Consider the following 5,232-nt stretch of genomic DNA (forward strand, 5'->3'; position numbering starts at 1 on the left):
CATGATATTATATAAGAGTTGCTGCTTTTGAAAAGAAGTGAAAAAACTTCTAAAAAAGAGTTGACAACAAAAACAAGAAGTGTTACAATATAAAAGTTGCTGTTGARRAARCGGYAACGAAATGAACCTTGAAAACTGAACAAGCAAAACGTAATCAATAAAGTTTTYAGTARCTAACCTYGAGTTRGTGAACRAAACAAAATTTTGGACATCAAACATGATGCCAGCAAAACAATTTGAGCTAATCAAATTTCTTTTTATGGAGAGTTTGATCCTGGCTCAGGACGAACGCTGGCGGCGTGCCTAATACATGCAAGTCGAGCGAACAGAGAAGGAGCTTGCTCCTTTGACGTTAGCGGCGGACGGGTGAGTAACACGTGGGCAACCTACCTTATAGTTTGGGATAACTCCGGGAAACCGGGGCTAATACCGAATAATCTATTTTACTTCATGGTGAAATACTGAAAGACGGTTTCGGCTGTCGCTATAAGATGGGCCCGCGGCGCATTAGCTAGTTGGTGAGGTAACGGCTCACCAAGGCGACGATGCGTAGCCGACCTGAGAGGGTGATCGGCCACACTGGGACTGAGACACGGCCCAGACTCCTACGGGAGGCAGCAGTRGGGAATCTTCCACAATGGGCGAAAGCCTGATGGAGCAACGCCGCGTGAGTGAAGAAGGTTTTCGGATCGTAAAACTCTGTTGTAAGGGAAGAACAAGTACAGTAGTAACTGGCTGTACCTTGACGGTACCTTATTAGAAAGCCACGGCTAACTACGTGCCAGCAGCCGCGGTAATACGTAGGTGGCAAGCGTTGTCCGGAATTATTGGGCGTAAAGCGCGCGCAGGCGGTCCTTTAAGTCTGATGTGAAAGCCCACGGCTCAACCGTGGAGGGTCATTGGAAACTGGGGGACTTGAGTGCAGAAGAGGAAAGTGGAATTCCAAGTGTAGCGGTGAAATGCGTAGAGATTTGGAGGAACACCAGTGGCGAAGGCGACTTTCTGGTCTGTAACTGACGCTGAGGCGCGAAAGCGTGGGGAGCAAACAGGATTAGATACCCTGGTAGTCCACGCCGTAAACGATGAGTGCTAAGTGTTAGGGGGTTTCCGCCCCTTAGTGCTGCAGCTAACGCATTAAGCACTCCGCCTGGGGAGTACGGTCGCAAGACTGAAACTCAAAGGAATTGACGGGGGCCCGCACAAGCGGTGGAGCATGTGGTTTAATTCGAAGCAACGCGAAGAACCTTACCAGGTCTTGACATCCCGTTGACCACTGTAGAGATATGGTTTTCCCTTCGGGGACAACGGTGACAGGTGGTGCATGGTTGTCGTCAGCTCGTGTCGTGAGATGTTGGGTTAAGTCCCGCAACGAGCGCAACCCTTGATCTTAGTTGCCATCATTTAGTTGGGCACTCTAAGGWGACTGCCGGTGACAAACCGGAGGAAGGTGGGGATGACGTCAARTCATCATGSCCCTTATGACCTGGGCTACACACGTGCTACAATGGACGATACAAACGGTTGCCAACTCGCGAGAGGGAGCTAATCCGATAAAGTCGTTCTCAGTTCGGATTGTAGGCTGCAACTCGCCTACATGAAGCCGGAATCGCTAGTAATCGCGGATCAGCATGCCGCGGTGAATACGTTCCCGGGCCTTGTACACACCGCCCGTCACACCACGAGAGTTTGTAACACCYGAAGTCGGTGGGGTAACCTTTTGGAGCCAGCCGCCGAAGGTGGGATAGATGATTGGGGTGAAGTCGTAACAAGGTAGCCGTATCGGAAGGTGCGGCTGGATCACCTCCTTTCTAAGGATATTTTCGGAATACAAACCTAGGGTTTGTAAGATTACGTTTTGCGTTCAGTTTTGAAGGTTCATTCTTACGAATGAAATACTTCAAAACTTGTTCTTTGAAAACTGGATAAAACGACATTGAAATTGTAACAAACACATTTATTTTTTTAAGTTTTTTTATAGGCTTAATAACTTGGTTAAGTTATTAAGGGCGCACGGCGAATGCCTTGGCACTAGGAGCCGATGAAGGACGGCACTAACACCGATATGCTTCGGGGAGCTGTAAGTGAGCTTTGATCCGGAGATTTCCGAATGGGGGAACCCACTACGTTTAATCGCGTAGTATCTTGACGTGAATACATAGCGTCTTGAAGGCAGACCCAGGGAACTGAAACATCTAAGTACCTGGAGGAAGAGAAAGAAAAATCGATTCCCTGAGTAGCGGCGAGCGAAACGGGAAGAGCCCAAACCAAGAGGCTTGCCTCTTGGGGTTGTAGGACACTCTATACGGAGTTACAAAAGAGCGAGTTAGATGAAGCGACTTGGAAAGGTCCGCCAGAGCAGGTAAAAGCCCTGTAGTCGAAAGTTCGTTCTCTCCTGAGTGGATCCTGAGTACGGCGGAACACGTGAAATTCCGTCGGAATCYGGGAGGACCATCTCCCAAGGCTAAATACTACCTAGTGACCGATAGTGAACCAGTACCGTGAGGGAAAGGTGAAAAGCACCCCGGAAGGGGAGTGAAAKAGATCCTGAAACCGTGTGCCTACAAGTAGTTAGAGCCCGTTAATGGGTGATAGCGTGCCTTTTGTAGAATGAACCGGCGAGTTACGATTACGTGCGAGGTTAAGCTTTAGAAGGCGGAGCCGCAGCGAAAGCGAGTCTGAATAGGGCGAATTAGTACGTGGTCGTAGACCCGAAACCAGGTGATCTACCCATGTCCAGGGTGAAGGTGAGGTAACACTTACTGGAGGCCCGAACCCACGCACGTTGAAAAGTGCGGGGATGAGGTGTGGGTAGCGGAGAAATTCCAATCGAACTTGGAGATAGCTGGTTCTCTCCGAAATAGCTTTAGGGCTAGCCTCGTGATGAGAATACTGGAGGTAGAGCACTGTTTGGACTAGGGGGCCATCCCGGTTTACCGAATTCAGACAAACTCCGAATGCCAGATATTTATACACGGGAGTCAGACTGCGAGTGATAAGATCCGTAGTCAAAAGGGAAACAGCCCAGACCACCAGCTAAGGTCCCAAAGTAATCGTTAAGTGGAAAAGGATGTGGCGTTGCACAGACAACCAGGATGTTGGCTTAGAAGCAGCCATCMTTTAAAGAGTGCGTAATAGCTCACTGGTCGAGTGACGCTGCGCCGAAAATGTATCGGGGCTAAACGATTCACCGAAGCTGTGGAYTGACATCTACGATGTCAGTGGTAGGAGAGCGTTCTAAGTGCGTTGAAGTCAGACCGGAAGGACTGGTGGAGCGCTTAGAAGTGAGAATGCCGGTATGAGTAGCGAAAGACGGGTGAGAATCCCGTCCACCGTATGACTAAGGTTTCCTGAGGAAGGCTCGTCCGCTCAGGGTTAGTCGGGACCTAAGCCGAGGCCGATAGGCGTAGGCGATGGACAACAGGTTGATATTCCTGTACCACCTCCTCACCGTTTGAGAAATGGGGGGACGCAGTAGGATAGGGTAAGCGCGCTGTTGGATATGCGCGTCCAAGCAGTAAGGCGTGTGTGTAGGCAAATCCGCACACTRTAACGTTGAGCTGTGATGGCGAGTCCGTATGGACGAAGTTCCTGATTTCACACTGCCAAGAAAAGCCTCTATCGAGGTGAGAGGTGCCCGTACCGCAAACCGACACAGGTAGTCGAGGAGAGAATCCTAAGGTGTGCGAGAGAACTCTCGTTAAGGAACTCGGCAAAATGACCCCGTAACTTCGGGAGAAGGGGTGCTCTTGAGCGTGCAAGCGCATGAGAGCCGCAGTGAATAGGCCCAGGCGACTGTTTAGCAAAAACACAGGTCTCTGCAAAACCGTAAGGTGACGTATAGGGGCTGACGCCTGCCCGGTGCTGGAAGGTTAAGAGGAGTGGTTAGCGCAAGCGAAGCTGCGAATTGAAGCCCCAGTAAACGGCGGCCGTAACTATAACGGTCCTAAGGTAGCGAAATTCCTTGTCGGGTAAGTTCCGACCCGCACGAAAGGCGTAACGATCTGGGCACTGTCTCAACGAGAGACTCGGTGAAATTATAGTACCTGTGAAGATGCAGGTTACCCGCGACAGGACGGAAAGACCCCGTGGAGCTTTACTGTAGCCTGATATTGAATTTTGGTACAACTTGTACAGGATAGGTAGGAGCCAGAGATCTCGGAGCGCCAGCTTCGAAGGAGGCGTCGGTGGGATACTACCCTGGTTGTATTGAAATTCTAACCCATGCCCCTTAGCGGGGCAGGAGACAGTGTCAGGCGGACAGTTTGACTGGGGCGGTCGCCTCCTAAAAGGTAACGGAGGCGCCCAAAGGTTCCCTCAGAATGGTTGGAAATCATTCGTAGAGTGTAAAGGCACAAGGGAGCTTGACTGCGAGACCTACAAGTCGAGCAGGGTCGAAAGACGGGCTTAGTGATCCGGTGGTTCCGCATGGAAGGGCCATCGCTCAACGGATAAAAGCTACCCCGGGGATAACAGGCTTATCTCCCCCAAGAGTCCACATCGACGGGGAGGTTTGGCACCTCGATGTCGGCTCATCGCATCCTGGGGCTGTAGTCGGTCCCAAGGGTTGGGCTGTTCGCCCATTAAAGCGGTACGCGAGCTGGGTTCAGAACGTCGTGAGACAGTTCGGTCCCTATCCGTCGTGGGCGTAGGAAATTTGAGAGGAGCTGTCCTTAGTACGAGAGGACCGGGATGGACACACCGCTGGTGTACCAGTTGTCTTGCCAAAGGCATCGCTGGGTAGCTATGTGTGGACGGGATAAGTGCTGAAAGCATCTAAGCATGAAGCCCCCCTCAAGATGAGATTTCCCATTACGCAAGTAAGTAAGATCCCTCAAAGACGATGAGGTAGATAGGTTCGAGGTGGAAGTGTGGTGACACATGGAGCTGACGAATACTAATCGATCGAGGACTTAACCAAAAAAGTTTGAAACATTCAATGCACCGTTTATCCAGTTTTGAAAGAATAATTCTTTCAACCAAGGGTTTCAAGATACGAGTAGTTCTAGGAAGCGATGGAGAGAAGGAAGGAGCGTACTCAAGTACGTGACTGACTGAACGACAGAAGCTGACGAAGAAATACGATGTATATTGAAAGCCGWYAATAGTCTAGTGATGATGGCAAAGAGGTCACACCCGTTCCCATACCGAACACGGAAGTTAAGCTCTTTAGCGCCGATGGTAGTTGGGGGCTTCCCCCTGTGAGAGTAGGACGTCGCTAGGCAATATAAACAG

General features: G+C 50.5%; 3 rRNA genes. All 3 read left to right on the forward strand.

The features are described 5' to 3' along the window. The first annotated feature begins 256 nt into the window (after positions 1 to 256). The 3 genes from AC1DNH_RS20910 to rrf all read left to right on the forward strand — a co-directional run bounded on the left by AC1DNH_RS20910 (position 257) and on the right by rrf (position 5,221). A 16S ribosomal RNA gene (locus tag AC1DNH_RS20910) occupies positions 257 to 1,808 on the forward strand. A 182-nt stretch (positions 1,809 to 1,990) separates the two neighbouring features. After that, a 23S ribosomal RNA gene (locus tag AC1DNH_RS20915) occupies positions 1,991 to 4,918 on the forward strand. Positions 4,919 to 5,105: 187 nt separating this feature from the next. Further along, positions 5,106 to 5,221, forward strand: a 5S ribosomal RNA gene (gene rrf / locus AC1DNH_RS20920). The 16S, 23S and 5S rRNA genes sit together here, the layout of an rRNA operon. Positions 5,222 to 5,232 lie beyond the last annotated feature (11 nt).

This window comes from Pedobacter sp. 01N310 (assembly GCF_056399805.1).